The 25128-nt window shown below is 62.6% G+C and carries 21 protein-coding genes; 11 read left to right on the top strand and 10 right to left on the bottom strand.

Going from position 1 to position 25128, the window contains the following annotated elements:
* Window positions 1-90 precede the first annotated feature (90 nt).
* On the top strand, window positions 91-447 hold the full coding sequence (locus AC07Y9_RS27410; protein ID WP_009045718.1) for a hypothetical protein: 357 nt from the start codon (window positions 91-93) through the stop codon (window positions 445-447).
* A gap of 72 nt (window positions 448-519) precedes the next feature.
* The gene (locus tag AC07Y9_RS27405) at window positions 520-1014 is read left to right on the top strand and encodes a GreA/GreB family elongation factor (protein ID WP_007924763.1); all 495 of its coding nucleotides are present in this window, start codon (window positions 520-522) and stop codon (window positions 1012-1014) included.
* Here the strand turns inward: AC07Y9_RS27405 and gdhA are convergent.
* Window positions 1011-2348 (bottom strand): NADP-specific glutamate dehydrogenase, encoded by a 1338-nt coding sequence (gene gdhA / locus AC07Y9_RS27400; protein ID WP_102681335.1) that lies wholly within the window; start codon window positions 2346-2348, stop codon window positions 1011-1013. The two genes, AC07Y9_RS27405 and gdhA, sit on opposite strands and share 4 nt — an antisense overlap.
* Before the next feature lie 259 nt (window positions 2349-2607).
* Window positions 2608-4272, bottom strand: a complete 1665-nt coding sequence (ettA, locus tag AC07Y9_RS27395; protein ID WP_007924767.1) for an energy-dependent translational throttle protein EttA — start codon at window positions 4270-4272, stop codon at window positions 2608-2610.
* Window positions 4273-4557: 285 nt separating this feature from the next.
* Between ettA and AC07Y9_RS27390 the strand changes: the two genes are divergently transcribed.
* The 5 genes from AC07Y9_RS27390 (at window position 4558) to AC07Y9_RS27370 (ending at window position 13097) form a co-directional block, all read left to right on the top strand.
* Window positions 4558-8397, top strand: a complete 3840-nt coding sequence (locus AC07Y9_RS27390; protein ID WP_102681334.1) for a sensor domain-containing protein — start codon at window positions 4558-4560, stop codon at window positions 8395-8397.
* Window positions 8398-8632: 235 nt separating this feature from the next.
* Window positions 8633-9886, top strand: coding sequence for a serine hydroxymethyltransferase (gene glyA, locus AC07Y9_RS27385; RefSeq protein WP_102681333.1), 1254 nt, complete (start codon window positions 8633-8635; stop codon window positions 9884-9886).
* A gap of 354 nt (window positions 9887-10240) precedes the next feature.
* Window positions 10241-11554 (top strand): C4-dicarboxylate transporter DctA, encoded by a 1314-nt coding sequence (locus tag AC07Y9_RS27380; protein WP_009045724.1) that lies wholly within the window; start codon window positions 10241-10243, stop codon window positions 11552-11554.
* An 83-nt stretch (window positions 11555-11637) separates the two neighbouring features.
* Window positions 11638-12342 carry a FadR/GntR family transcriptional regulator gene (locus AC07Y9_RS27375; RefSeq protein ID WP_007930042.1) on the top strand — a complete coding sequence of 235 codons (705 nt, stop codon included), beginning with the start codon at window positions 11638-11640 and terminating at the stop codon, window positions 12340-12342.
* A 44-nt stretch (window positions 12343-12386) separates the two neighbouring features.
* Window positions 12387-13097, top strand: a complete 711-nt coding sequence (locus AC07Y9_RS27370; protein ID WP_102681332.1) for a GntR family transcriptional regulator — start codon at window positions 12387-12389, stop codon at window positions 13095-13097.
* 81 nt (window positions 13098-13178) lie between these two features.
* Here AC07Y9_RS27370 and yjiA read toward each other — a convergent pair whose 3' ends face one another.
* From yjiA to AC07Y9_RS27355, 3 genes are all read right to left on the bottom strand, one after another.
* Window positions 13179-14150, bottom strand: coding sequence for a GTPase (gene yjiA / locus AC07Y9_RS27365; RefSeq protein WP_102681331.1), 972 nt, complete (start codon window positions 14148-14150; stop codon window positions 13179-13181).
* Window positions 14151-14301: 151 nt separating this feature from the next.
* A complete protein-coding gene (locus tag AC07Y9_RS27360; RefSeq protein ID WP_007930039.1) occupies window positions 14302-14499 on the bottom strand; it encodes a YbdD/YjiX family protein in 198 nt (65 codons plus the stop codon).
* A 15-nt stretch (window positions 14500-14514) separates the two neighbouring features.
* The gene (locus AC07Y9_RS27355) at window positions 14515-16581 is read right to left on the bottom strand and encodes a carbon starvation CstA family protein (protein ID WP_053262750.1); all 2067 of its coding nucleotides are present in this window, start codon (window positions 16579-16581) and stop codon (window positions 14515-14517) included.
* Between the two features lie 209 nt (window positions 16582-16790).
* Between AC07Y9_RS27355 and AC07Y9_RS27350 the strand changes: the two genes are divergently transcribed.
* Together AC07Y9_RS27350 and AC07Y9_RS27345 are read left to right on the top strand one after the other, a co-directional pair.
* Entirely contained in the window at window positions 16791-17252 is a 462-nt protein-coding gene (locus tag AC07Y9_RS27350) for a methyltransferase family protein (protein WP_102681330.1), read from the top strand.
* 53 nt (window positions 17253-17305) lie between these two features.
* Complete coding sequence (locus AC07Y9_RS27345) at window positions 17306-17674, top strand: PilZ domain-containing protein (protein ID WP_007930036.1); 369 nt, start codon at window positions 17306-17308, stop codon at window positions 17672-17674.
* Window positions 17675-17699: 25 nt separating this feature from the next.
* Here the strand turns inward: AC07Y9_RS27345 and AC07Y9_RS27340 are convergent, their stop codons facing one another.
* The 4 genes from AC07Y9_RS27340 to katB form a co-directional block, all read right to left on the bottom strand.
* On the bottom strand, window positions 17700-18428 hold the full coding sequence (locus AC07Y9_RS27340; protein ID WP_102681329.1) for a hypothetical protein: 729 nt from the start codon (window positions 18426-18428) through the stop codon (window positions 17700-17702).
* A 24-nt stretch (window positions 18429-18452) separates the two neighbouring features.
* Window positions 18453-19820 carry a DNA repair protein RadA gene (gene radA / locus AC07Y9_RS27335; RefSeq protein WP_102681328.1) on the bottom strand — a complete coding sequence of 456 codons (1368 nt, stop codon included), beginning with the start codon at window positions 19818-19820 and terminating at the stop codon, window positions 18453-18455.
* A gap of 46 nt (window positions 19821-19866) precedes the next feature.
* A complete protein-coding gene (locus AC07Y9_RS27330) occupies window positions 19867-20415 on the bottom strand; it encodes an ankyrin repeat domain-containing protein (RefSeq protein ID WP_007930033.1) in 549 nt (182 codons plus the stop codon).
* A 187-nt stretch (window positions 20416-20602) separates the two neighbouring features.
* Window positions 20603-22144: a catalase KatB gene (gene katB, locus AC07Y9_RS27325; protein ID WP_009045732.1), complete on the bottom strand. Its 1542-nt coding sequence runs from the start codon at window positions 22142-22144 to the stop codon at window positions 20603-20605.
* Between the two features lie 286 nt (window positions 22145-22430).
* Here katB and mscL point away from each other — a divergent pair, with 286 nt between their 5' ends.
* Complete coding sequence (gene mscL, locus AC07Y9_RS27320; protein ID WP_007930031.1) at window positions 22431-22844, top strand: large-conductance mechanosensitive channel protein MscL; 414 nt, start codon at window positions 22431-22433, stop codon at window positions 22842-22844.
* Window positions 22845-22900: 56 nt separating this feature from the next.
* Here the strand turns inward: mscL and AC07Y9_RS27315 are convergent, their stop codons facing one another.
* Entirely contained in the window at window positions 22901-23677 is a 777-nt protein-coding gene (locus tag AC07Y9_RS27315; RefSeq protein WP_009045734.1) for a ferredoxin--NADP reductase, read from the bottom strand.
* A gap of 228 nt (window positions 23678-23905) precedes the next feature.
* On the opposite strand from AC07Y9_RS27315, the gene AC07Y9_RS27310 reads away from it, so the two are divergent.
* On the top strand, window positions 23906-25030 hold the full coding sequence (locus tag AC07Y9_RS27310) for a methyltransferase (protein ID WP_102681327.1): 1125 nt from the start codon (window positions 23906-23908) through the stop codon (window positions 25028-25030).
* Window positions 25031-25128 lie beyond the last annotated feature (98 nt).

Here is a 25128-nt window from a genome sequence, read left to right as displayed (position 1 = left end):
CGGTAGCATTCTTGCCGCGCTTTCACAGACCACTGACGAATCCCCTTCTAGACTTTCTCTATCAGCCGTTGAACGGCGTGGGAGTCAGAGATGTGGCGGTATGCGGTAGTGGCAGCGTTGCTAGCGTTGATGACCGGTTGCGAGACGACCCACGAGCAGTTGCTCAAGCAGGGTTATCCGCCGGCCTTCGCCGACGGCTTCGATGATGGCTGCGCCAGCGGTCGCCAGGCCGCCGGGGCGATCAACGGCGAATTTCGCAAGAACGTGCCGCGCTACCTCAAGGACCCGCAATACGCCGAGGGCTGGAGCGACGGCTTTCGCCAGTGCCAGGCCATGCTGGAAAACCAGGACCGCAACGATTATCGGGAGCGTCACTGGGACGAACGCGAACGCGCCTGGCAAGAAGAAAAAGACCGCGACGCCGCGCGAGCCTATCGCTCACAGTAAGTCGCTTTCAGGCATGGCCAGAAACCAAAAGGCTGCGACCATGGCCCAAACCTCCATTACGGGAAAACGCCCATGAGCCGAGCCTTCGTCAATGAGGAACTGACTGCCGCCCAGGCCGACCAACCCGTGGAACGGCAGATCAGCGCGCAGCCCAACTACGTCACCCCGCAGGGCCTGAGCGAACTGCAGGCCAAGGTCGCGTTCCTGCAAACCCGGCACAACGAACAATCGGCGCTGGGCGACCAGGCGGACCCACAGCAGCTGGCCGATATCGAACGCGACCTGCGCTACTTCAACCAGCGCCTGCAAAGCGCCCAGGTGGTTCCCCAGGCGACATCGCGGTCGAAAGTGCAGATCGGCAGCAGGGTCATCTTCGCCGACGAGCACGGCACCGAGCAGTGTGTGCAACTGGTGGGAGAGGATCAGGCCGATGTCGCCAAGGGCCTGATCAATTGGGGCTCGCCGTTGGGCCGGGCGCTGCTGGGCACCCAGCTTGGCGATGAAGTGCTGTGGCAGCGGCCGGCGGGCGATCAGTTGATCGAGGTGATCCGCATCGACCCGGCTTAAACCACGCCCTGGGCCAGCATGGCATCGGCGACCTTGACGAAGCCGGCGATGTTGGCCCCTTTGACGTAGTTGATCCGACCGTTTTCTTCGCCGTAATGCACGCAGGCGTGGTGGATCGACTGCATGATGCCGTGCAGCTTGCTGTCCACCTCGCCGGCGCTCCACAGTAGGCGCATGGCGTTCTGCGACATCTCCAGCCCGCTGACCGCCACGCCACCGGCGTTGGACGCCTTGCCCGGGGCGAACAGAATGCCGGCCTCGATAAAGATATCCACAGCCTCCAGGGTGGTCGGCATGTTCGCCCCTTCAGCCACGCACATGCAGCCGTTGCGCAGCAGCGTGCGTGCCGACTCGGCGTCCAGTTCGTTCTGGGTGGCGCACGGCAGCGCGATGTCGCACGGCAGCGCCCAGGGGTGCTGTCCGGCAAGGAACTCGAGGTTGAACCGCGTCGCCAGCTCGCTGATGCGCCCGCGCTTGACGTTCTTCAACTCCAGCACCGCCTGCCATTGCTCCTCGGTCAGCCCGGCCTCGCAGTACAGCGTGCCTTCGGAGTCCGACAGGGAGATCACCTTGCCGCCCAGGTCCATGACCTTGCGCGCGGCGTATTGCGCCACGTTGCCGGAGCCGGAAATCGCCACGCGCTTGCCCTCCACCCGCTCGTCACGGCGCTTGAGCATTTCTTCGGCGAAGTACACGCAGCCAAAGCCGGTAGCCTCCGGACGGATCAGGCTGCCGCCGTAACTCATGCCCTTGCCGGTCAGCACCGAAGTGAACTGATTGCTCAGGCGCTTGTACTGGCCGAACAGGAAGCCGATTTCCCGGGCGCCCACACCGATATCCCCCGCCGGCACGTCCACGTCCGAACCGATATGGCGATACAGCTCGCTCATGAAGGACTGGCAGAAGCGCATCACCTCGGCGTCGCTCTTGCCCTTCGGATCGAAGTCCGAGCCGCCTTTGCCGCCGCCCATGGGCAGCGAAGTCAGGGAGTTCTTGAAGGTCTGCTCGAAGGCGAGGAATTTCAGCACCCCCAGATTGACCGAAGGGTGGAAGCGCAAACCGCCCTTGTACGGGCCGATAGCGCTGTTCATCTGGATGCGGAACCCGCGATTGACCTGGACCTTGCCCTGATCGTCGACCCACGACACACGAAACACCACCGCCCGCTCCGGCTCACAGATGCGCTCGAGAATGCCCGAGGTCAGGTAATGCGGATTGGCCTCCAGGAACGGCCACAGGCTGCGCAGCACCTCTTCCACCGCCTGGTGGAATTCAGGCTGGTCCGGGTCGCGTTTTTTCAGGCGGGCGAGGAAGTCTTCGACGGATTCGATCATGGGAAAGTCTCGGCAAATTTATTGTCGTTAACGCAGATTTGCCCGGGACTTTAGCAACTCGAACAGCACCATGACAGAGCAAAATGTCGCAGTTATGAATTTAAATGGTGCAATTGATATAAATTTTTCACCATTTCCGGCATTTAACGCACCATTCAGGTGATCCTAATCACCAGCAATGCCCCATGTTGGCGAACCCGAAAAACAGGCAAAAAAAACGGAGCCCGAAGGCTCCGTTTCTTTCAAGCAACTTGCCCGATCAGGCCAGTTTCTTGTAACGCACGCGGTGCGGTTGGGCTGCCGCGTCGCCGAGGCGCTTCTTGCGATCGGCTTCGTACTCGGTGTAGTTGCCTTCGAAGAACACCGCTTGCGAGTCGTCTTCGTACGCCAGGATGTGGGTCGCAACACGGTCAAGGAACCACCGGTCGTGGGAGATCACAATGGCGGCGCCCGGGAAGTCCAGCAGGGCTTCTTCCAGGGAACGCAGGGTTTCGACGTCGAGGTCGTTGGACGGTTCGTCGAGCAGCAAGACGTTGCCGCCCTCTTTCAGGGTCAGGGCCAGGTGCAGGCGGCCACGCTCACCACCGGACAGGTCCTTGACGAACTTCTGCTGGTCGCCGCCCTTGAAGTTGAAGCGACCGACGTAGGTACGCGACGGGATCTCGTAGCTGCCGATACGGATCTGGTCGGAACCGTCGGAGATCTGCTGGAACACAGTCTTGCTGCCGTCCAGGTCTTCGCGGCTCTGGTCGACGCAAGCCAGCTGCACGGTTTCGCCGACTTCGATGCTGCCCGAGTCCGGCGTTTCCTTGCCCATCAGCATGCGGAACAGGGTGGACTTACCGGCACCGTTACCGCCGATCACGCCGACGATGGCGCCTTTGGGCATGGAGAACGACAGGTTGTCGATCAGCACGCGATCGCCGTAGCCCTTGGTGACGTTCTTGAACTCGATGACCTTGTCACCCAGGCGCGGACCGGCCGGGATGTAGATCTCGTTGGTCTCGCTGCGCTTCTGGAATTCCTGCGATTGCATTTCTTCGAAGCGAGCCAGACGGGCCTTGGATTTCGATTGGCGAGCCTTCGCGCCCTTGCGCACCCACTCCAGTTCTTCCTTCATGGCCTTTTCATGGGCCGACTGCTGCTTGGATTCCTGGGCCAGACGATCGGACTTGGCTTCCAGCCAGCCCGAATAGTTGCCCTCGTAAGGAATACCGGCGCCGCGGTCGAGCTCGAGGATCCAGCCGGCGACGTTGTCCAGGAAGTAACGGTCGTGCGTGATCGCAACCACGGTGCCCGGGAAGTCGTGGAGGAAGTGCTCCAGCCAGGCCACGGAATCGGCGTCCAGGTGGTTGGTCGGTTCGTCGAGCAGCAGCATGTCCGGGGCGGACAGCAGCAGGCGGCACAGGGCCACGCGACGCTTTTCACCACCGGACAGGTGTTCGACCTTGGCGTCCCAGGCCGGCAGGCGCAGCGCATCGGCGGCGACTTCCAGCTGGCGCTCCAGGTTGTGGCCATCGCTGGCCTGCAGGATCGCTTCGAGCTTGGCCTGTTCGGCGGCCAGCTTGTCGAAGTCGGCATCCGGATCGGCGTAGGCCGCGTAGACCTCGTCCAGGCGCGCCTGGGCGTCCTTGATCACGCTGACCGCTTCCTCGACCACTTCACGCACGGTCTTGGTCGGATCCAGCTGAGGCTCCTGGGGCAGATAGCCGATGTTCAGCTCGGGCATCGGACGGGCTTCGCCCTCGAACTCGGTGTCGACGCCGGCCATGATTTTCAGCAGGGTGGACTTACCCGAACCGTTGAGGCCCAGCACGCCGATCTTGGCGCCCGGGAAGAACGACAGAGAGATGTTTTTCAGGATTTCCCGCTTCGGCGGAACAACTTTTCCCAGCCGATGCATGGTGAAGACGTATTGAGCCATGATGAACCTAGCGTCAGTGACTGATGAATGGAGAGAGGGCGAAGCCCGGGCCAGGCCATGCGCGGCGCCGGCATTTGATCGTGATCAATGCCTGCGTACGGAAAAAGCCTGATTGTCTGGAGCTGGAGCGCTCCCGCGTAACCGGCAAAGCTACCTCAATGGCCGGGCAAGGTCCAGCCAGCCGGGACTGGCACTTTGCCACAACTCAAGGCATGCTAGCCGCCCTTCGGGCGTCCGGCTTATAGTGCACGTCGCGCCAGTCCAGCCAAACCGCAGGATCACAGTTTGTCCAATGCCACTCCGCCCTTTTCCCTGCGCGCACCTGCACCTGCGTCCGGCTCGCCCCTGCGCGGCACCCTGAAAGGCGTGCTGGCGACCCTGGTCCTGCTGCTGCTCGCCCTGCTGTTCTGGCAACTGCTCGACCAACTGCAACAGACCCGCAAAGACCAGCGTCAACACGCGATCGACTACAACGCCGACCTGGCCGAGCACATCAGCCTCAACCTGGCACTCAATGCGCAGATAGCCCTCAACCTGCTGCCGATCGTCGAGCCGCCCCAGAATGCCGAACAGCAACAACTGCTGCTGAAAAGGCTGCAGCTGTCCCTGCCCGACCTGCAAAGCATCGCGCTGCTGGATGCCAAGGGCCAGCTCATCAGCGACAGTGGCGCCGACGGCCAGGACGCCGCATGGCTCGCCGAGCTGACCAGCCGCAGCCGCGGCCAGCGCTACTACTACAGCAACGCCACCAACGGCGCGCTGGTACAGCTGCTGTTGCACCAGCCCAGCGGCGCCCTCAAGAGTTACTGGGTGCTGCGCCTGGCACCGTCTTTCGTCCAGTCCCTGGAGCCCAGTCCCGACCAGGGTTTTCACCCGACCTGGGTCATTGAAAACCGCCTGAACCAGAAAACCCTCAGCCGCGACGACGGCAGCAACACCCCGGTGAGCACCGACGACATAGCCAACAGCGTGCTGGTCGCGCCACTGGGCAATAGCGACTGGCAATTGCGCGGCCTGTTCGACGAGCGCGCGGTGATCGAGCAACTGTTGCCGGCGTTTATCGCCAAGTGCCTGCTGGGGCTGGCGTTTTCCCTGCTGCCGGTGATCGCGTTGCTGAACATGCGCCGCCGCCAGCGTCAGTTGCACGAAGGGCGTCGGCGCTATCAGGATATTTTCGAAGGCACCGGGGTCGCTCTCTGTGTCCTGGATATCTCCGGGCTGCCGGCGTTTCTCGACAAGGCGCAACTGCACGACAGCGAACAGCTCAAGGCCTGGCTGGAGCACAACCCACAGCAGCGCCAGCTGCTGCTTGAAGAACTGCGTGTCACCGAGGTCAATCAGGTGGCCCTGCGGCTGCTCAACGTTGACTCCTGCGAGCAGGCCTGGAAACTGCTGATCGAAGGCAGCCCGCTCCACAACAGCGCCATCGGCAACCAGTTGCTGGAGACCGTGATCAACCAGCACAAACAGCTGGAGCTGGAAATCCGCCTCAGCGACGCCCAGGGCCACGACCAGCATCTGTGGCTGGTACTGCGCCTGCCGGAAGACCCCTGCGACTATCGCGCGGTGATCCTCAGCATCAGCGACATCACCAGCCGCAAGCTCATCGAGCTGTCGCTGCTGGAGCGCGAGGGTTTCTGGTCGGATGTGGTGCGCACCGTGCCGGACCACCTTTATGTGCAGGACGTCATCAGCCAGCGGATGATCTTCAGCAACCATCACCTGGGCCAGACCCTCGGCTACAACAAGACCGAACTGCACCAGATGGGCGAGTATTTCTGGGAAATCCTCCTGCACCCGGAAGACGCCGACCTCTATCACCGCCTGCGCCAGGAACAGCGGCATGCCGGCTACCTGCAGTTGCTGCAGTGCCACTTGCGCTTTCGCCACCGCAGCGGCCAATGGCGCTGTTTCGACATCCGCGAACAGGCCCTGGCGCGGGACAAGTACGATCAGGTCACGCGCATCATCGGCGTGGCCAAGGACATCACCGACCAGATCGAGGCCAGCGAATCCCTGCGCGACAGCGAACGACGCTATCGCATGCTCGCCGAAAGCATCAGCGACGTGATTTTCTCCACCGACAGTAAGATGGCCCTCAACTATGTCAGCCCCTCGGTGCAGTCGGTACTGGGTTATGACGTGGAGTGGATCTTCCAGAACGGCTGGCAATCGACCATCGCCAACCCGCAACAACTGACCGGCATCTACGCCCTGATGGAGCGGGTCAGCAAGGCCCTGGACAAGCCCGAGCAACTGGCGCGCCTGCGTAACCAGGTGCAGACCCAGTTGTTCCTGTTCGACTGCCTGCGGGCCGACGGGCGCAAGATTCCGATCGAGTTGCGCCTGGTGCTGGTGTGGGACGAACACGGCGCTTTCGAAGGCGTGCTCGGGGTCGGCCGCGATATCAGCCAGCAGCGTCGCGCGGAAAAAGACCTGCGCATGGCAGCCACGGTATTCGAGCACTCGACCTCGGCGATCCTGATCACCGACCCGGCGGGCTACATCGTCCAGGCCAACGAGGCGTTCAGCCGGGTCAGTGGCTACGCGGTGTCCCAGGTGCTCGACCAGTTGCCGAACATGCTCACCGTCGACGAACAGCAGGAAGCCCACCTGCGCTATGTGCTCAAGCAGCTGCACCAGCACAGCACCTGGGAAGGCGAGGTCTGGCTCAAGCGTCGCAACGGCGAGCACTATCCGGCCTGGGTCGGCATCACCGCGGTGCTCGATGACGAAGGCGACCTGGCCAGCTACGTGTGTTTCTTCACCGACATCAGCGAACGCAAGGCCAGCGAGCAGCGCATTCACCGCCTGGCCTACTACGACGCCCTGACCCACCTGCCCAACCGCACGCTGTTCCAGGACCGCCTGCACACCGCCCTGCAATCGGCGGAGCGGCAGAAGTCCTGGGTGGTGCTGATGTTCCTCGACCTGGACCGTTTCAAGCCGATCAACGACTCCCTGGGCCACGCCGCGGGCGACCGCATGCTCAAGGAAATGGCCACCCGCCTGCTCGATTGCGTCGACGATGACGACACCGTGGCGCGCATGGGCGGCGATGAGTTCACCCTGCTCCTGCAACCACGGACCAGCCGCGAGATCGCCCTGAACCGGGCGATCCACGTTGCCGAACAGATTCTCGCCAGCCTGGTGAAGCCGTTCGTGCTCGAAGGCCGTGAGTTCTTCGTCACCGCCAGTATCGGCATTGCCCTGAGCCCGCAGGACGGCAACGAACTGAGCCAGCTGATGAAAAACGCCGACACCGCGATGTACCACGCCAAGGAGCGCGGCAAGAACAACTTCCAGTTCTACCAGGCCGACATGAACGCCAGCGCCCTGGAACGCCTGGAGCTGGAAAGCGACCTGCGCCACGCCCTGGAACAGCAGGAATTCATCCTCTACTACCAGCCGCAGTTCAGCGGCGACGGCAAGCGCCTGACCGGCGCCGAGGCCCTGCTGCGCTGGCGCCATCCGCGACGCGGGCTGGTACCGCCGGGGGACTTCATCCCGGTGCTCGAAGAACTGGGACTGGTGGTGGATGTCGGCGACTGGGTCATCAGCGAAGCCTGCCGCCAGCTCAAGGCGTGGCACCAGGCCAAGGTCCGGGTGCCGAAGGTCTCGGTGAACATCTCGGCCCGGCAATTCTCCGATGGTCAGCTGGGCATGCGGATCGCCACCATCCTCAAGGACACCGGCCTGCCGCCGGCCTGCCTGGAGCTGGAACTGACCGAAAGTATCCTGATGCGCGAAGTCAGCGAGGCGATGCAGATCCTCGACGGGCTGAAGAACCTCGGCCTGAGCATCGCAGTCGACGACTTCGGTACCGGTTATTCATCGCTGAACTACCTCAAGCAGTTCCCCATCGATGTCTTGAAGATCGACCGCACCTTCGTCGACGGCCTGCCGTCCGGCGAGCAGGACGCGCAGATCGCCCGCGCCATCATCGCCATGGCCCACAGCCTGAACCTGGCGGTGATCGCCGAGGGCGTGGAAACCCATGAGCAACTGGACTTCCTGCGCGAACACGGCTGCGACGAAGTCCAGGGTTACCTGTTCGGCCGGCCGATGCCGGCCAACAGCTTCGAAGGGCAGTTCAGCAACGACGCGCTGTTCATGTTCGATTGATCAACCTCGCCTTCCCTGTAGCCGCTGCCGCAGGCTGCGATAAGGCCGAAGGCCTTCGTGGCCTCAAGAGCACGACCACTGCGTGGTCGATCGCAGCCTGCGGCAGCGGCTACAGGACTCAGCCTGGGCAGCTCATGAACACCACTTGTCTGCGACATGATGTCCTTTCATATGCCATCTAAAACCCGTTGGGTTAGAATGCCCCCCTTTTCTGCCCCGATCCTTGAGGACCGCCATGTTCAGCCGTGATTTGACTATTGCCAAGTACGACGCCGATCTCTTTGCCGCCATGGAGCAAGAAGCTCAGCGCCAGGAAGAGCACATTGAGCTGATCGCTTCGGAAAACTACACCAGCCCTGCGGTGATGGAAGCTCAAGGCTCGGTGCTGACCAACAAATACGCCGAAGGTTACCCAGGCAAGCGTTACTACGGCGGCTGCGAATACGTCGACGTGGTTGAGCAGCTGGCCATCGACCGTGCCAAGGAACTGTTCGGCGCCGACTACGCCAACGTCCAGCCGCACGCCGGCTCGCAAGCCAACGCCGCCGTTTACCTGGCGCTGCTGTCGGCTGGCGACACCATCCTGGGCATGAGCCTGGCCCATGGCGGTCACCTGACCCACGGCGCCAGCGTTTCCTCCTCCGGCAAGCTGTACAACGCCATCCAGTACGGCATCGATGCCAACGGCCTGATCGACTACGACGAAGTCGAGCGCCTGGCGGTCGAGCACAAGCCGAAGATGATCGTGGCCGGTTTCTCTGCCTACTCGCAGGTCCTGGACTTCCCACGTTTCCGCGCAATCGCCGACAAGGTCGGTGCCTATCTCTTTGTTGATATGGCTCACGTTGCGGGGCTGGTCGCCGCTGGCGTCTACCCGAACCCGGTGCCTTTCGCCGACGTGGTAACCACCACCACCCACAAGACCCTGCGCGGTCCACGTGGCGGCCTGATCCTGGCGCGCGCCAACGCCGACATCGAGAAGAAGCTGAACTCCGCGGTATTCCCGGGCGCCCAGGGCGGTCCGCTGGAGCACGTGATTGCCGCCAAGGCCATCTGCTTCAAGGAAGCGCTGCAGCCTGAGTTCAAGGCCTACCAGCAACAAGTGGTGAAGAATGCCCAGGCCATGGCCGGCGTGTTCATCGAGCGCGGTTTCGACGTGGTTTCCGGCGGTACGCAGAACCACCTGTTCCTGCTGTCGCTGATCAAGCAGGAAATCTCCGGTAAAGACGCCGATGCCGCCCTGGGCAAGGCCTTCATCACCGTGAACAAGAACTCCGTGCCAAACGACCCACGCTCCCCGTTCGTCACCTCCGGCCTGCGCTTCGGTACTCCGGCTGTGACCACTCGCGGCTTCAAGGAAGCCGAGTGCAAGGAACTGGCGGGCTGGATCTGCGACATCCTGGCTGACCTGAATAACGAAGCGGTGATCGACACCGTTCGTGAGAAAGTCAAAGCCATCTGCAAGAAGCTGCCGGTATACGGCGCTTAATTAGCAGAGCGTTACCTGAAAAGCCCGGCCTTCGCGCCGGGCTTTTTTTCGGCCGCGAATTGTCTGGCCCGGGGCCTGTAGCCGCTGCCGCAGGCTGCGATCGGCCGGCACGGCCGCAACACTCTGAAGATCGCAGGAAGGCCTTCGGCCTTATCGCAGCCTGCGGCAGCGGCTACAGGACCAGCACCACTGGTCAGACCGGTCATGCCAATTTTCGGATTTACCCTTGTATTCGCGGGAAAATCGAGCATAGACTGCGCCTGCACTGGACATACCGGTAAGACCACAATAATTAAGTCCCGAATCTGATGCGCTCCGCGCACGGCAGCCGGGACACCGACCAGGATTCCCCTCATGCTCAGATGGTGCTCGCGTTCGATTTTCCTCCAGGTAGTCCTCGGACTGATGCTCGGCATCGTGTGCGGACTGACACTCCCCGAATACTCCTCGCAACTCAAGCCACTGGGCGACGCCTTTATCAAGCTGATCAAGATGCTGATCGGCCTGATCGTCTTCTGCGTGGTGGTCAGCGGCATCTCCGGCGCCGGCGACCTGAAAAAGGTCGGACGCATCGGGCTCAAATCCGTCATCTACTTCGAAGTCCTGACCACCATCGCCCTGGTAATCGGTCTGGTCTTCGCCTTTACCACCGGCATCGGCAGCGGCGCCAATATCCATCTGGAACAGCTGTCCGCCGCCGACATGGGCGACATCGCCCAGCGCAGCCAGCACATGCACGGCACCTCCGAGTTCCTGATGGGGCTGATCCCCAACTCGGTACTGGGCGCCTTCGCCGAAAACAACATCCTGCAGGTGCTGCTGTTCTCCGTGCTGTTCGGCAGTGCGTTGAACCTGGTGGGCGAAGCCGCTTCCGGCATCTCGCGGCTGATCAACGAACTCAGCCACATCATCTTCCGCATCATGGGCATGATCGTGCGCCTGGCGCCGATCGGCGTGTTCGGCGCCATCGCCTTCACCACCAGCAAATACGGCCTGGACTCGCTGCAGCACCTGGGCAGCCTGGTGGGCCTGTTCTACCTGACCTGCTTCGCCTTCGTGGCGGTGATTCTCGGGCTGGTCATGCGCTGTTCCGGTCTGCGCATGCTGCCCTTCCTCAAATACCTGCGCGAAGAGCTGCTGATCGTCCTTGGTACCGCCTCCTCCGATGCCGTATTGCCACAGATCATGCGCAAACTGGAGCACCTGGGCATCGGCAGCTCCACGGTCGGCCTGGTCATCCCGACGGGTTATTCGTTCAACCTCGACGGTTTCTCGATCTACCTGACCCTGGCCATCGTCTTCATCGCCAATGCCACCGGCACGCCATTGTCGATGTCCGATTTGCTGACCATCTTGCTGGTGTCGCTGATCACCTCCAAAGGCGCCCACGGGATTCCCGGTTCGGCGCTGGTGATCCTGGCCGCCACCCTGACGGCGATCCCGGCCATCCCGGTGGTGGGCCTGGTGCTGGTGCTGGCAGTGGACTGGTTCATGGGCATCGGCCGGGCGTTGACCAACCTGATCGGCAACTGCGTCGCCACCGTGGCGATCGCCCGCTGGGAAAAAGACATCGATATTCAACGGGCCAACAAAGTCCTGAGCGGCCAACAGGGCTATGGTTTCCAACCGCGCAAACCGCTGCCCGGCGCGCAGCAGCAGGAGTTCTGAGGCATGCCTTGTGCCTCTCGCCGGCAGGCACAACAATCAGCGCCTGCCATGGGCCTCATCCGCCATATTCCAGGGAGTGAACAGTGATCACCTCGTCAACGGTTGTAAATTCAGTGGTAGAAAAGCTGCGGGCGGCCTTGGCCCGTGGTCAATGGCGCTCCGGCGACATGCTGCCGGGGCAACGTGAATTGGCCGAGCAACTGGGCATCAGCCGCCCGAGCCTGCGCGAGGCGGTGACTGTTCTGGAAACCCTGGGCCTGGTGCGCTCCATGCCCGGCAAAGGCGTGGTGGTGCTTGAGGCCAGCCTCAACGAACAACCGGCCAGCGACAGCGGCGTGGCGGGCGCCAGCCTCGAGGATGTACTGCAACTGCGCTACACCCTCGAGCCGTTCATCGTCGGCCTGGTGGCGCAGTCCATCAGCAGCAAGGAAGTGGGCCAGTTGCGCCTGACCCTGATGGACATGCGCGAAGCCCTGGACGCCAACGACAGCGAAGCCGGGATGAACGCCTACATCGCCTTCCATGAAGAGCTGTTCACCCTGACCTCCAACCCGATCTTCCAGAACGTGGTGCAGCAGACCAGCAACGCCCTCAAGCAGAGCGCTGAGATCCTGCGCAACTCGCCGGAGCACCTGGCCGAACGCCTGGAAGAAAACGAAGCGGTAGTCCGGGCGATCCGCAACAAGAACAGCGCGCTGGCCAGTGCCGAAATGCGCCGGCACATCCTCAGGGAAGGCCAGCGCATGGGCATCGAGCTGAACATCCCGGACGACCATCTGGGCAACTAAGCCGCACAACACTTTCGTATCGGTAACCGGACTGGAGACAGGCCATGGCCAGCTACGCCTTGAACAAACTTGCATTCCCCCTCCCCGCTGCCCTGCCACGGCGCCGCAGCGGCGAGAAAAAACTGCTGGTCGACGATGTCTACCCGCAGATTTTCGATGCCATTCTCGAACAACGCATCGCCCCCGCCAGCCGGTTCACCGAGGACAGCCTCGGCGAAGTGTTCGGGGTCAGCCGCAGCATCATTCGCCAGGTCCTGGCGCGCTTGTCCCATCAGCAGGTAATCATCCTGCGGCCCAACCACCGGCCTCAGGTGGCGGCTCCGGACCACGAGCAAACGCGGCAGATCCTGCATGCCCGACGCCTGACGGAAGTCACCCTGGTCAGGCTTGCCTGCCAGCAATCGGCACCGCGCAACCTCAAGCGTCTGCGGGAGCTGATCGCCGCTGAGCGCGATTGCATCGACCGCGGCCTGCGTGGCCCGGCGATCCGCCTGTCCGGCGAGTTCCACCTGCAATTGGCCGAGGTGGCCGGCAACGCGCCGCTGGCGCATTTCCTCGGCAGCCTGGTGCCGCTGACGTCACTGGCGATTGCCCACCATGAAACCCGCGCCTGCAGCCATTGCGCCTGGCAGGAGCACGCGGCGATTGTCGATGCCATCGAAGACGGTGACGTAAAGGCCGCGGTCGCCTTGATGACCGGGCACCTGGATCACCTGGAGGAAAGGCTGCTCAAGGCCAGCGCGGGTTCGCAGTAACCGGCGTTTCGCGAGCACGCTCGCTCCTGCGGACCGGAGCGGGCTTGTTCGCGATGACCTCGTGGCAAATGTGTAACGAAACTACTGCGCCGCCATCCGGGCGAATCCGGCACGGATCTTCTCTTCCGGCAGATCGTCGGCAATGAACACAATCACGCTCTCCCGTGTCTCGCCTTCGGCCCATTCGGTATCCCAGTCGAAACCGTACAGCTTGAGCACACCCTGAAACACCAGGCGCCGTGGCTCACCGGCAATGTTCAGCACACCCTTGTAGCGCAGCAGTTGCTTGCCGTGCTCTTCCAGCAGTTCGTTCATGAACTCGCTGAGCCGGTCGATATCCAGCGGCGCGTCGGTGCGCAGCACCAGGCTGGAAATACGATCAATGGAAGGCGTCTTGCTCACCGGACGCAGGCTGACACCGCCGCCCAGGTCGGCATTCAGGTTGAAGCCTCGCACATCCAGCAGTTCGGCCAAATCGATGCGCCCATGCTCGACCACACGGATCGGCGCACGGCGGTTGATCCGGGTCAGGCGCTCGCTCAGCGCATTGAAGGTCGGCTCGTCCACCAGGTCGCGCTTGCTCACCAGCAGACGGTCGGCGAAGCCGATCTGGGCCTGGGCGATGGTCTGGGTCAGGTGGTGCTCGGCGTGCTTGGCGTCCACCAGGGTGATGATGCCGTCGAGGATATAGCGCTCGCGCAGCTCTTCGTCGATGAAGAAGGTCTGGGCCACAGGCGCGGGGTCGGCCAGCCCGGTGCATTCGATCACCAGCCGGTCGAAGGCGATCTCGCCGCTGTCCAGCCGTTCCAGCAACAGGTACAGCGCCTTGGTCAGATCGGTGTGGATGGTGCAGCAGACGCAGCCATTGGACAGCGTCATCACTTGCACCGGCTCGTCGCCCAGCAACTGGGTGTCGATACCGGCATCACTGAATTCGTTTTCGATCACGGCGATTTTCAGGCCGTGCTCGGCCTTGAGCAGGTGACGCAGCAAGGTGGTCTTGCCGGCGCCGAGGAAGCCGCTGAGAACGGTGACGGGGATTGGAGAGGACAAAAGCGGTTCTCCTGAAAAAATGGGAACGCAAAAACAACTGTAGGAGCGAGCTTGCTCGCGAAGAACTCAAGGACACCGCGTGCGTTCAGAATGAACTCGGCGTCTTTACGTTTTTCGCGAGCACGCTCGCTCCTACAGAGGGACTAACGAATCAACAGCATTTGGGCCCGGCTTTGCCGCCGTACCGTGCTTCCTGGCGTTCCCGGAAGAACGCCTCGTACGACATCACCGGCTTGTCCGGGTGCTTGGTCTGCATATGCTCGACGTAGTTGTCGTAGTCGGGCATGCCGACCATCAGGCGCGCGGCCTGACCGAGGTATTTACCGAGGCGACTCAGGTCATTGAACACGATTGCAATCCTCGATCAAGCATCTGGCAGTGCATGGAATGGCGATTCTTTATCCGTGCGTTCTTTTTTACCCCAGGCGGAAATACCCACCTTGAGGGCGTAGAACAGGATGCTGAATACCACCAGCAGGAACAGCACCGTCAGCGTGGCGTTGGTGTAGGCGTTGAAGATCACGTGCTGCATCTGCGTGATGTCCTTGGCCGGCGCGAGGATCTGACCATTGGCCAGGGCATCGCTGTACTTCTTGGCCAGGGCCAGGAAACCGACGGCCGGGTTGGCGTCGAACAGCTTGATGAGGCCCGCGGTGGTGGTGCAGATCAGCAGCCAGGCGGCTGGCAGCAAGGTCACCCAGATGTAGCGTTGACGCTTCATCTTGATCAGCACCACGGTGCCGAGCATCAGCGCGATACCCGCCAGCATCTGATTGGAGATGCCGAACAGTGGCCACAGGGTGTTGATGCCGCCCAGCGGGTCGATCACGCCCTGGTACAGCAGGTAACCCCAGAGGGCCACGCAGCCGGCGGTAGCGATCAGGTTGGCGGTCCAGGACTCGGTGCGTTTCAGGGCTGGCACGAAGGAGCCCAGCAGGTCCTGCAGCATGAAACGACCGGCACGGGTACCGGCGTCCACCGCGGTCAGGATGAACAGCGCTTCGAACAGGATCGCGAAGTGGTACCAGAACGCCATGGTGTTCTCGCCCGGCAGCACATGGTGGAGGATCTGCGCGATACCGACCGCCAGGGTCGGCGCACCGCCGGCACGGGCCAGGATGGTGGTTTCACCGATGTCCTTGGCCACCGCTTGCAGGGCGTCCGGAGTAATGGCGAAGCCCCAGCTGCTGACCGTCTGCGCCACAGTGACCACGTCACCGCCGACGATGGCCGCCGGGCTGTTCATGGCGAAGTACACGCCAGGCTCGATCACCGAAGCGGCAACCATTGCCATGATGGCCACGAAGGATTCCATCAGCATGCCGCCGTAACCGATGTAACGGGCGTTGGTTTCGTTATCCAGCAGCTTCGGCGTGGTCCCGGAAGAGATCAGCGCGTGGAAGCCGGACACCGCGCCACAGGCGATGGTGATGAACAGGAACGGGAACAGGCCGCCTTTCCAGACCGGGCCGGTGCCGTCGGTGAACTGGGTCAGCGCCGGCATCTTCAGCTCGGGCATGGTGATCAGGATGCCGATCGCCAGGGCGATGATGGTGCCGATCTTGAGGAAGGTCGACAGGTAGTCGCGAGGCGCCAGGATCAGCCATACCGGCAGCACCGCGGCGACGAAACCGTAGCCGATCAGCATCCAGGTGATCTGTACGCCGGTGAAGGTGAAGGCCTTGGACCACACGGGGTCCGCGGCAATCTGGCCCCCCAGCCAGATCGAGCCCAGCAGCAGGAGCACACCGATGATGGAGATTTCACCGATGCGGCCCGGGCGGATGTAGCGCATGTAGACGCCCATGAACATCGCGATCGGGATGGTCGCCATCACCGTGAAGATGCCCCACGGGCTTTCGGCCAGGGCCTTGACCACGATCAGCGCCAGCACCGCGAGGATGATGATCATGATCAGGAAGCAGCCGAACAGCGCGATGGTCCCCGGGATCCGGCCCATTTCCTCACGGACCATGTCGCCCAGGGAACGGCCGTTGCGCCGGGTGGACATGAACAGGACCATGAAGTCCTGCACCGCCCCCGCCAGCACCACCCCGGCAATCAGCCAGAGCGTGCCGGGCAGATAGCCCATCTGCGCCGCCAGTACCGGACCCACCAGCGGGCCCGCGCCGGCGATGGCCGCGAAGTGGTGACCGAAGAGAATGTGCTTGTTGGTCGGAACGTAGTCCAGACCGTCGTTGTTGAGCACGGCGGGGGTGGCCCGGCGCGCATCGAGCTGCATCACGTTGTTAGCGATGAACAGGCTGTAGTAACGGTATGCGACCAGATAGATGGCCACGGCAGCGACCACGATCCACAAGGCGTTGATCGCCTCGCCGCGGCGCAATGCCACTACGCCGAGGGCGCACGCTCCTACGATTGCCAGCACCAGCCAGGGTAAGTGGCGTAGCGGGCTATTATTATTTTTCATTTTATTATTCCAGCCAGGGTGGACAAGAAAGACAGCCATCCGGAGTTTAGCGCTACTGGCCCCAAAGGCCACCCCCCACGTTGGTCTAGAGCGTCCTTTTGAGTTTTTTCCTAGGTTTTGCACCGCCTCGGTGCAAGCGTTCCCGGAGCACTGAACCACCCGAGCGAAAAAGCGGTCGCACCTGTAAGGACTCGTCGTCTGGAGTGCCCATGCCCACGCCGCCCAATAGACCGCCGTTGTCACCACCGCTGCTGTATCTGCTGTTCCTGGTGGCGGCGCTGTCGCTTGCCGACGGTGTGCCCTTGCCGGTCCCGGTCAACGGCTGGCTGCGCACCCTGGCCCTGCTGTTGATTATCGGCGGCCAGGGCCTGTCGTTCTGGGCGATGTGGCGTCTCAGGCAACGGCACACCACCACCAGCAATGCCGGCGAACCCCGGCGCCTGCTGTGCGATGGCCCGTTCGCAATCTCGCGCAACCCCATCAATCTCGGCGACACCCTGGGTTACTGCGCCATCGCCCTGTTGCTCGGCAGCCTGTGGCCGTGGCTGCTGTTGCCGCTGCTGATTTACCTGATGAACCTGACGGTGATCCGGCCGGACGAGCACCATCTGCTGGAGTTGTTCGGCGACCGCTACCGTGACTATTGCCGCAAGGTGCGCCGCTGGCTGTAGCGGGTTGGGCAAACCCGGGTCTATAGTCATTTCACCATGCAGAGGGGCTGCTCATGAGCGAACACCATTCCGATCGTCGCCGTTTCAAACGCATCGCCTTCGATGCCCGTACCGAACTGAGCCAGGGCCCTTATCGCTGGTCCGTGCAGTTGGTCGATCTCTCGCTCAGGGGCATGCTGATCCAGCGCCCCGATCCCTGGCTGGGGGACGAAAGCCAGCCGTTCGAAGCCGATATCCATTTGAGCGATGACGCCGAAGTACGCATGGACGTGCGACTGGCGCACGACGATCACGGTCAGTTGGGCTTCGTCTGCCTGCATATAGACCTGGAGTCGATCGAACATCTGCGCCGGCTGATCGAACTGAATCTCGCCGACCCGCAGGAGCTGGAGCGCGAGCTGGGGGCGCTGCTGGAGGTTTGAGCGCCCGCCTCTTCCCGTCAGCCGTTCAGGGGAACGCCGAGGGCTCGGGAAATTCGCTTTCCATATCCCAATAACCGGGCTGTTGCCGACTGGCGGCGGTCCACTGCCCGTCCACCCAGCGATAAATCCGGTAGGTGGTCACAAAATCGTCACCCTCGCTGGCAGGCGCCGAAGACACCTGGGCAATCGACTCGGTAGCCCCCGATGCCGATGGAAGGATCTGCCAGGCCGCCTTGCCGGTCTGGGCCATCGCCAGCGGGCGCTGCTCCCCGTTTTCGTCCCGATACAGTACGGGCTCCAAGCGGCTTTGCGTCGGCGCCAGGATCTGCGTGGCCGGGCCGCTATAGCTGCCCATTGGGGCCGTCTGATCGACGGTGAGGAAAAATGCCGGGTATGGCAGGCCGCTGAGCGGCGCCTTCTCGACCTTCGCCAGCGGGTAGCCCAGGGACTGCTCGGCCAGCACTTCGCCAACCTCCGACACCAGGCGCACCCGAGCCTCCAGCTGCGGCTGGTGCTCGCTGTCCGTCGACTCGTCGAAGGTTTCCTCGTCCAGGCCGCTGCCCCAGCTCTGCGCATGCAATTGCGCGGTGATGCGCCGGTCTTCCAGGACCTCAAGCACCGTGCCGTCGCCGACCAGCAGTTCCTGGGCGATCCGATAGCCGTGCGGCGCATCTTCCTGGCTGGCCGCAGCCAGGCCGCTGGCCCACAACAGCGTAAAACCAAGGGCGCCAAGGCCCGTTCCTGTCATCCGCATCAACTGCTTCCTTTCAGTAAGGGGTCATTCGAACAGCGCATCCAGCGCCTGCTCCAGACGGGTTACCGCAATGATTCGCAGGCCCGGTGGAGGCTCTTTTGGAGCATTGCCCTTGGGCACGATGGCCCGTTTGAAGCCGTGCTTGGCCGCTTCCTTGAGGCGCTCCTGGCCGCTCGGCACCGGGCGCACTTCGCCGGACAGGCCGACCTCGCCGAACACCAGCAAGTCGTGGGGCAAGGGCCGATTGCGCAGGCTCGACATCACCGCCGCCATCAACGCCAGGTCGGAGGCGGTTTCCAGCACCTTGACCCCGCCGACGACGTTGAGGAACACGTCCTGATCGTGGGTCGGAATGCCGCCGTGGCGGTGCAGTACCGCCAGCAGCATCGCCAGGCGGTTCTGGTCCAGGCCCAGGGTGACCCGCCGCGGGTTGGCCAGGTGGCTATCATCCACCAGCGCCTGGACTTCCACCAGCATCGGCCGGGTGCCTTCCCAGGTAGCCATGACCACACTGCCCGGGACTTCTTCCTGGGCACGGGTGAGAAAGATCGCCGAAGGATTGGAAACTTCTTTCAGGCCGCGGTCGGTCATACCGAATACGCCCAGTTCGTTGACCGCGCCGAAACGGTTCTTCACCGCCCGCAGCAAGCGCAGGCGGCCGTCGGATTCACCTTCGAAATACAGCACGGTGTCGACCATGTGCTCGAGGACCCGCGGCCCGGCCAGCGCGCCCTCCTTGGTCACATGGCCCACCAGGAAAATCGCCGTGCCGCTCTGCTTGGCGTAGCGCACCAGCAGCGCCGCGCTTTCGCGCACCTGGGAAACACCGCCGGGGGCCGATTGCAACTGCTCGGTGAAGATGGTCTGGATCGAGTCGATCACCATGACCTTGGGCTTCTCCTGCCGGGCCGTGGCGATGATGGTTTCGATACAGGTTTCGGTCATCACCCGCAGCTGGTCCTGGGGCAGACCCAGGCGCCGGGCGCGCATCGCCACCTGTTGCTGCGATTCCTCGCCGGTGACGTAGAGCGCCGGCATGCGCGTGGCGATGTTGCACAGGGTCTGTAACAGAATGGTCGACTTGCCGATCCCCGGGTCGCCGCCGATCAGCACCACCGAACCGTCGACCAGGCCGCCGCCGAGCACCCGGTCCAGTTCGCCGGAAGCCGTGGAAAAACGCGGGATCTCTTCGACGCTGACCTCGGCCAGGGTCTTGATCTGCGCCTGCTGCCCGGCCCAGCCGATACGACCGCTGGGGGCCGCGGCACCGCCGCTTTCCACCATGGTTTCGGTCAGGGTGTTCCAGGCCCCGCATTCGCCGCACTGGCCGGCCCATTTGGGAAAGGTTGCGCCGCACTCGGTGCAGCCGTACATGCGCTTGGCCTTGGCCATCTGATCCCCCGGGCAAAAACCGCGATGATAGCTCAGCTGGAGCGGATCAGCGCGGCGCCACCGTGCGGATTTCGCCCTCAGCCAGACGCGTGGCGCTATTGCCCAGCGAGTCCTCGGCATTCAGGTCGGCGCCCTTGGTCGCCAGGGCGTCGAGCAGCTCCACCCGTTTGAACAGCCCGGCGTACATCGCCGCCGTCTGGCCGGCGCCGTTGCGCTGGTCGGGGTTGCAGTCGGTGGCCAGCAGGCGCCGGGCGATCTTCACTTCGCCCTTGAAGATGGCGCCCATCAGCGCCGTGTTGCCCCTTTTATCCTGCACGCAGGCGTCGGCACCGGCGGCCAGCAAACGCTCCACCGCCGGCCCCTGGCCGTGATATGCCGCGAGGATCAGGGCGGTGTAGCCCTTCTCGTCCTGGGTATCGAGGGAATAACCGGCCTCGATAAAGGTATTGAGCATCTCGACGTCGCCGCGACGGGCCGCATCGAAGTAGTAATTCTCTAGTTGGACCTTGACCGCCACCGGGTCCGCCGGGGCCGGTGGCTGCGCATGAGCGCCCAGCGAGCAGGCGGCCAGCAGCAGCGAAATGAACAGGCGCATGGTGCGACTCCCTTGTCTCAAAGATTCTGTAGGAGCGAGGCTTGCCCGCAATGACTTCAGCCCGGGCAAACGTTCGTCAGCTAGAACGCCATCACCGGTATTGGGGCTGCTTTACGGCCTTTCGCGGGCAAGCCTCGCACCTATATAAAGAGGAAGCGTCACGCCAGGGGCGTGACGCGGGGTGGGATCAATCCGACAGCTTGGCGGCCAGGGCCTTGACCCGGGCCAGGTCGCCCTTGGCCACCTTGGTCACGCCAGTGCCGTACTCCGGATCGGCCTTGTAGAGGAACGACAGCATGATGTGCTTGCTCTCGTCATCGGTGGTCGCCAGGGAACCGCCGAAGTTCTCGATCAGGTCCTGACGCTCCTTCTGGCTCAGCGAACGATACAGATCGCCGGCCTGCTTGAAGTTCTGCTCGCGCTGGATCTTCGCCTGCTGGGTGCTGCCACTCAGCGCCAGCTGGCTGTAACGCGCGCTTTGCGGCTCTTCACGCGGCATCAGGCGGCTCGGCTGGTAGTTCACGCCGGTGCTGGTGCTGCCGCTGTTCATCGCGCCGTCCTGGTTGCCATTGTTCACCGCGACTTTCGGCGCGTTGATCGGCAATTGCAGGGCGTTGGCGCCCAGGCGGTACAGCTGGGTATCGGCATAGGAGAACACCCGGCCTTGCAGCAGGCGGTCTTCCGACGGCTCGATGCCCGGTACCAGGTTGGCCGGGGCCATGGCCACCTGTTCGGTTTCCTGGAACACGTTGGCCGGGTTGCGGTTGAGCACCATCTGCCCGACCTTGCGCTCAGGCACGCCCGGCCAGATCTTGGTGGCATCCAGCGGGTCGAAATCGAACTTGGCCAGATCTTCCGGCTTCAGGACCTGGACATACAGGTCCCATTTCGGGAAGTCGCCCTTGTTGATATGCGTCACCAGGTCATTGGTCATATGGCTGTAATCACGCCCCTGCACCTCGACCACTTGTTTGGGATCGAGGTTGTTGATGCCCTGCAAACTCTTCCAGTGAAACTTCACGTAATGCACTTCGCCCTTGGCATTCACCAACTTGTAGGCGTGCACGCCGTTACCGTCCATTTCCCGGTAACTGGCCGGAGTGCCGGAATTGGAATACAGCTCGGTCAGGGTCCGGGTGGCTTCCGGAACATGGGAGAAGAAATCGAAGCGCCGGGAATCGTCATCCAGGTTGGTGCGCGGATCAGGTTTGAATGCATGCACCATGTCCGGGAATTTGATCGCGTCGCGAATAAAGAAAGTCGGGAAGTTGTTGCCGACCAGGTCCCAGTTACCGTCGGCGGTATAGAACTTGGTGGCAAAACCACGCGGGTCACGCAGGGTTTCCGGCGAATGGTTGCCATGCACTACCGCGGAAAAACGCACGAATACCGGTGTTACCTGGCCGGCGGCGAATACCTTGGCCTTGGTCAGGTCGCTCAGGCTGTCGGTCACGGTGAAGGAACCATGGGCACCGGTGCCACGGGCATGCACCACCCGCTCTGGAATGCGCTCGCGATCGAAACGCTGGAGCTTCTGGATCAACTGCACATCCTGCAGCAATACCGGTCCGGTAGCGCCCGCGGTCTGCGAGTTCTGGTTATCGCCCACCGCGGCCCCGTTGTCGCGGGTCAGAGTGGCGGCCTGTACGGAGAGAGAAAGCATACTGGCGGCGAGTACGCCCAATACGCGTCGTTGGGAAAAACTCCCAAGGCCAATGATCATGGTCATGTTTTATTCCTCTGGTTTTAATCAAACGCATCCAGGTGCGCCTGTCAGAGGCTAGTGACCAAAGAGTCGAACTCTAAATAGAAAGGTCGCAACAGTCTGATTGAAAAAATATTCTGGTATGTAAGAGCAAGCGCAGGTATTTCGCGCGCGATTGATGGCACTTTGTAAACTATTTGCCGTTAACTCGGTCGATAACTGCGAACGCTGTAAGCAGTTGTTGCAAGCAAGATGCCTTGTGCTGAATTACACTGCGTTCACCAACCTCATCTGTAACAAGGAATAACCTATGGGCGTGCTAAGTGAGTTCAAGGCCTTCGCGGTCAAAGGTAATGTGGTCGACATGGCCGTCGGTATTATCATCGGCGCCGCATTCGGCAAGATCGTCTCGTCGTTTGTTGGCGATGTAGTCATGCCGCCAATCGGCTTGCTGATCGGTGGGGTGGACTTCAGTGATCTGGCGATCACGCTCAAGGAAGCTGTCGGCGAGACGCCGGCCGTGGTGCTGGCCTACGGCAAATTCATCCAGAGCCTGATCGACTTCATCATCGTTGCCTTTGCCATCTTCATGGGTGTGAAGGCGATCAACCGCCTGAAGCGCGAAGAGGCCGTGGCGCCAACCCTGCCGCCGGTTCCGACCAAGGAAGAAGAGCTGCTGGGCGAGATCCGCGACCTGCTCAAGGCGCAGAACAACAAGCCCTGAGACTCCTGCCGCAACAAAACGGCGCCCCTGCTGGTATTGCAGGCGGCGCCATTTTTTTACCAGTAGTTTTCCACCGCCACCTGCCCGGGCCGCCGGGTCAGGCTCAGGTGCATGTCCCGTTGTTTGAGCAAGGCGCGGGTGTCGTCGATCATCTGCGGGTTGCCGCAGAGCATCACTCGCGAGTGCTCGGCGCTCAGGGGCACGCCAGCGACACGTTCCAGTTCGCCGCTCTCGATCAGATGGGTGATCCGCCCGTTGAGGCTGCCCGGATGCTGCTCACGGGTCACCGTGGTGATGACTTGCAGCTTGTGGGCAACTTCCGCCAGATAATCGCGCTGTTTCAGCTCGGCCAGCAATTGCTGATAAGCCAGTTCCTTGGCTTCGCGCACGCTGTAGACCAGGATGATCCGCTCGAATTTCTCCCAGACTTCGAAATCCTGGAGGATCGAAACAAAAGGCGCGATCCCGGTGCCGGTGGACAGCAGCCAGAGGTCGCGGCCATCGACGAAACGGTCCAGGGTCAGATAACCGAACGCCTGCCGGTCCACCATCAGGGTATCGCCCTCCCCCAGCCGGCTCAGCTCGCTGGTGAACTCGCCGCCAGGCACGACGATGGAGAAGAACTCGAGAAACTCGTCGAAGGGCGAAGACACCATGGAGTACGCACGCCACACCGTGCTGCCATCGGCCTTGGTCACCCCCAGGCGGGCGAATTGCCCGGCGCGAAAGCGAAAACCCGCGTCCCGCGTGGCGCGCAGGGTAAACAGGCTGGGAGTCAGGGGCTGGACGTCGAGCAAGGTCTGGCGCGTGTATTTTTCTGCACTGGCAGTCATGGCAGGCTCCAATAAGCGAATGCCCTTAGTGTCCCGCAAAGCGCGCGGCAGAAACACCGGCGGTTTGTAATGGCATAGAGCACGGGCAATCGAGCGCAAAAAAACGTACCATTGGCCCCCTCTTCGGGCAGCTGCCACGCGGCCTGCGCGCCACCTGCCCGAACGGTCCAGCCCGCATCGCGCCCCTCCCGCCGGCAGGACATTCACCGATTACCAAGAGTCCGTCCCATGCCCCTGCTCGAAAGCCCCTTCGCCCAGCTCGACCTGATCCGCCAGCCCGAACAACAGAACGAGCCCCTGCAAGCTTTCGACGCAGCGGACGAGTACTTGCTCAATCACCTGGCCGAACAGCAGCCGACGGCGGACACCCGGGTGCTGGTGCTCAACGACAGCTTCGGCGCGCTGGCGGCCAGCCTGGTCGGACGCGTACAGGTGCACAGCAGCGGCGATTCGTTTCTCGGCGCACTGGCGCTGGAGAAAAACCTGGTGCGCAATGGCCTGCCATTCGACGCCGTAACAGTGGTACCGGCCAGCGAGCCGTTGACCGGGCCGTTCGACCGCGTACTGATCCGCGTGCCCAAGACCCTGGCCCTGCTGGAAGAACAGCTGATCCGCCTGCAAGGCCAACTGGCCCCGGGCGCCCAGGTGGTGGCGGCGGCGATGGTCAAGCACCTGCCACGGGCCGCCGGCGACCTGCTGGAACGCTATATCGGCCCGGTACAGGCTTCGCTGGCGGTGAAAAAAGCCCGTTTACTGATCGCCACCCCGGAGGCGAAAACCCCGGCGGTTTCGCCCTACCCGACCCGCTACAAGCTCGACGAGCCCGCCATCGAGCTGCTCAACCACGCCAACGTGTTCTGCCGCGAAGGCCTGGACATCGGCACCCGCGCGTTCCTCCCGCATCTGCCGAAAAACCTCGGCAAGGCCCGGGTCGCGGACCTGGGGTGCGGCAACGGCGTGCTGGCCATCGCCAGCGCCCTGCACAACCCCGATGCCCATTACACCCTGGTGGACGAATCCTTCATGGCCGTGCAATCGGCCCTGGAGAACTGGCGCGCGACCCTGGGCGAGCGCGAAGTGACCGTGCGCGCCGGCGACGGCCTGGCCGGCCAGGAGCCGCAGTCGCTGGACGTGGTGCTGTGCAACCCGCCCTTCCACCAGCAACAGGTGGTCGGCGACTTCCTCGCCTGGCGCATGTTCCAGCAGGCCCGCGAAGCCCTGGTAGTGGGCGGCGCGCTGTACATTGTCGGCAACCGCCACCTGGGTTATCACAGCAAGCTGGCGCGGCTGTTCCGCGGCGTCGAGCAAGTGGCCGCCACGCCCAAGTTCGTGATCCTCAAAGCCCGCAAATAATCCCCCTCTCTGTAGGAGCGAAGCTGAACTGGCCTAATAATTCCGGACACCTCTTAAGGGCGATATGATTTCGCCAACTTGGAGGTTCCATGAACGAA

It is taken from the genome of Pseudomonas sp. GW456-L12 (assembly GCF_059424045.1).
The sequence above is the reverse complement of the archived record's forward strand: the minus strand, read 5'-3'. Positions and strand labels throughout refer to the sequence as shown.